This is a genomic window from Paraburkholderia sp. (genome assembly GCF_026225065.1).
In the GTDB taxonomy this organism is placed as follows: domain Bacteria; phylum Pseudomonadota; class Gammaproteobacteria; order Burkholderiales; family Burkholderiaceae; genus Paraburkholderia.
In genome coordinates this window covers 1-3,179 of sequence record NZ_JAMFSB010000122.1, presented here as the reverse complement: position 1 = coordinate 3,179, position 3,179 = coordinate 1, and the positions used below count along the sequence as shown (strand labels likewise).

Genomic DNA, 3,179 nt, shown 5'->3' with positions numbered 1-3,179 from the left:
GCGTGAATGGGTCGTCGGCATCCGGCCGGAGCATATGACGCCGGGATTCCCGGACGCGCCGCACGTGAGCATCGCGGTCGATTCATGCGAACTGCTCGGCGCGGACAACCTCGTGCATGGCCGCTGGGGCAAACACGACGTGACCGTGCGCCTGCCGCATACCCACCGGCCGGCTAACGGCGAAGCGCTGCCGGTAGCGCTACCCGCGCTACACCTGCATTTCTTCGACCCGGCAAGCGGCAAGCGGGCAAACTGACGTTTGGGGGTCCGACTCCCTGTCCCGGCGCCGCTGCGGCCTCGTAAGCGGCGCCACAAGACGATGTGTAGAATGAGCCAAATGACATAAAGCGATGCCACGTCGGACGATGTGCCTGGACGCGGCCCGTTGACCCATTAGAGTCAAGGAGACACGCGATGTGGTTCGTCGGCAAAAGCGAGTTGCTGTCGCTGATCCAGCTGAATTGCCTCGACGAGGTAATGCCTGCGTTCAGCGATCACAGACATCTACGCAAGAACACCACCGTTTATCGTCCGGAGGACCGCAGCGACTGCGTCTATCTGCTGAAGAAAGGCAGCGTCCGGCTTTACCGGCTCACCGAGGATGGCCAGGAAATCACGCTGTCGTTCATCAAGGCGGGCATGATTTTCGGCGATGGCGATGTCCTCAACGAGCCCAGTTATTCGCATTACGCGCAAACGCTCGCGCCCAGCATGATCTGCTATATCCGCAAGCCGGATTTCAAGGAACTGCTGCGACGCTACGACGTGATCAACCAGTTCGTGCTCAAGAGCCATTATCAGCGCTGGCAGGAAGCACAGCAGCTGATCGAAAACCTCTCGCTCCACGACGTGCGCAAACGCCTCACCAATATCCTCACCATGTTCGCCGCGCAGATCGGCTGCGATTTCACGTATCACGACGAACCGGGCGCGATCCTGATCGACCTGACGATTGCCCAGGACAAGCTGGCGGATTTCATCGGCACGTCGCGTGAATCGGTGAACCGGCACTTTAGCGATCTGAAAGCGGCGGGTCTCGTCGACACGCACGAACGCAAGATCGTGTTGACACCCGCGTTCGTCGCTCGATATCTGGCGCCGTCGGCGGCGAGTCAGGTGCTGGCGCGCGCCCGATCGCTCGCAGCCGAAAGCCTCAAAGCGCCGCTAGCGCGCGCCTGACCTCGGCGACGCCGCTCTGCGGGCTCGACAGCACGGGCACTTTTGTCGACCCGAGCGACGGCACGAGGCGCGCCATCGATACCTGCGCGAGCACGACCACATCCACTTCGTCCATCAGGGCAACGATGGTGCGCTTCAGGATGTCGTCGTGACGCGCGGCGTCGCCGGCGAGCAGCGCGTCGAACGCGCCGTCGGCGATGCGTTCCACTACCGTCACGTCGCGCTGGCTTTCAGCGGCCTTCTTTTTGATCAATCGCACAGTGGGTTCCAACGTCGTCGATACCGTCGCGACCACGCCGACGCGAGGCCCAATGCGGCTTGCCTCGTCGGCCATGACCTCATCCACCTTGATGATCGGTGTGCGGATCATCCCGCGCAGCAAGTCGGTGGCTTCGCCGACTGACGAGCACGCGTTGAGAATCAGGTCGGCGCCCATCGACTGCGCGTTCTGCATGTAGCTATAGATACGGCTCGTCACCTCCGGCGTCAGATGACCGGCGCTACGCACGTCGTTTAACAGGCTGTCGTCCACGATATTGATCACGCGCGCATCGGCGAGCTGTTCCTTGAACTGATCCTTGAGCGGCTGCACCGTCACGGGCCCGGTGTGAATCACGACAATCGTGGTCATTGCACTAACTCCCTATCAAAACAAACCTGAGACAAACAAAACGTCGAGCGGACCGTTGCAAGCAAGCCCGTCATGCGGTGGCAGCAGCCATCACGCGTTCCTGGGTGGCTTCGGCACGCGTCAGTTCGCCATTGAGCCGCCCTTCGCGCACCACCAGCACGCGGTCGCTGACGGCCAGCACTTCCAGCAGATCCGACGAAATCACGATGATCCCGATCCCCTGCGCCGCGAGCCGCGCCAGCAACGCATGCACTTCGGCCTTCGCGCCGATGTCGATGCCGCGCGTCGGTTCATCCACGATCAGCACGCGCGGATTGCGTGCCACCCATTTCGCCAGCACGACCTTCTGTTGATTGCCGCCGCTCAGGTTGATCACCTTCTGCTCGATGGACGGCGTCTTGACGCTCAATGTGCGGACAAACTGTTTGCAGATTTCATCTTCCTTCGCACGCCGCAGAAACTGGAACGGTGAATACGCTTCGAGATGCGTGAGACTGAAGTTTTCGCGCACGCTCATCTCCAGCACCAGACCTTGCGCCTTACGGTCTTCGGTGACGAAGCCAATGCCGTGCGCAATCGCCTGGTGCGGCTGGCGGATCGTCACCGCTTTGCCGTCGACGAAAATTTCGCCCGTGCAGGGCCGGATGCCGAAAATCATCTCCATGATTTCGGTGCGGCCGGAGCCCACCAGCCCCGCAATCCCCAATATCTCACCACGATGCAGCCTGAAGCTGATGTCGCGAATGTGCACGTCGGCGGCGCGTGGATGCCGCATCGCCAGATCGCGCACTTCGAGTACGACCTCGCTAGTCGCGTGGGAAACGGGCGGCGCGTACAGTTCGCTCAACTCGCGGTCCACCATCTTGCGCACCAGCGATTCACGCGTCACGTCGGCAATGGGCTGCGTATCGACGGTCGAGCCATCGCGCAACACAGTGACGCGATCGGCCAGTTCAAGCACCTCTTCCAGACGATGCGAGATATAGATGATGCCGATATCCTTTTGCCGCAAACGCTTGATCAACTCCAGCAGCACACGCGTTTCGTGATGGCTGAGCGAGGCCGTCGGCTCATCCATCACGATCACCGCCGACTGATATGAAAGCGCCTTCGCGATCTCGATCATCTGCTTCTGGCCTACGCTCAGTTCGCTGACGCGCGTGGTTGGATCGATCTTCATGTCGATCGTCGCGAGTACCGCGCGCGCGTCCTGGTTCATGCGAGCAACGTCCAGAAAGCCGAAGCGGTTGAGCGGTTCCCTCGCGAGATAGATGTTCTCCGCGATCGTCAGATTTTCGACGACCGAGAGTTCCTGGTAAATGATGTTGATGCCGATCGCGCGTGCATGATTGCCATCGCGCAACGCGAT

General features: G+C 60.9%; 4 protein-coding genes. 2 read left to right on the top strand and 2 right to left on the bottom strand.

What is annotated here, in order from left to right; translation table 11 throughout:
• Both M0954_RS09860 and M0954_RS09855 read left to right on the top strand, forming a co-directional pair.
• Positions 1 to 256 (top strand): TOBE domain-containing protein (locus tag M0954_RS09860; protein ID WP_297352920.1); only part of this gene is annotated, 256 nt, incomplete at its 5' end.
• Between the two features lie 158 nt (positions 257 to 414).
• Positions 415 to 1,179 (top strand): Crp/Fnr family transcriptional regulator, encoded by a 765-nt coding sequence (locus M0954_RS09855; protein WP_122152654.1) that lies wholly within the window; start codon positions 415 to 417, stop codon positions 1,177 to 1,179.
• On the opposite strand, the gene M0954_RS09850 is transcribed toward M0954_RS09855, so the two are convergent.
• Both M0954_RS09850 and M0954_RS09845 read right to left on the bottom strand, forming a co-directional pair.
• Positions 1,154 to 1,810 (bottom strand): aspartate/glutamate racemase family protein, encoded by a 657-nt coding sequence (locus M0954_RS09850; RefSeq protein ID WP_297352918.1) that lies wholly within the window; start codon positions 1,808 to 1,810, stop codon positions 1,154 to 1,156. The two genes, M0954_RS09855 and M0954_RS09850, sit on opposite strands and share 26 nt — an antisense overlap.
• A 70-nt stretch (positions 1,811 to 1,880) precedes the next feature.
• A partial coding sequence (locus M0954_RS09845) for a sugar ABC transporter ATP-binding protein (RefSeq protein ID WP_297352916.1) occupies positions 1,881 to 3,179 on the bottom strand: 1,299 nt, incomplete at its 5' end.

Coding starts and splice junctions, on each gene's coding strand:
- M0954_RS09850 (WP_297352918.1), bottom strand. CDS start 1,810: ATGACCACGATTGTCGTGATTCACACCGGGCCCGTGACGGTGCAGCCG.
- M0954_RS09855 (WP_122152654.1), top strand. CDS start 415: ATGTGGTTCGTCGGCAAAAGCGAGTTGCTGTCGCTGATCCAGCTGAAT.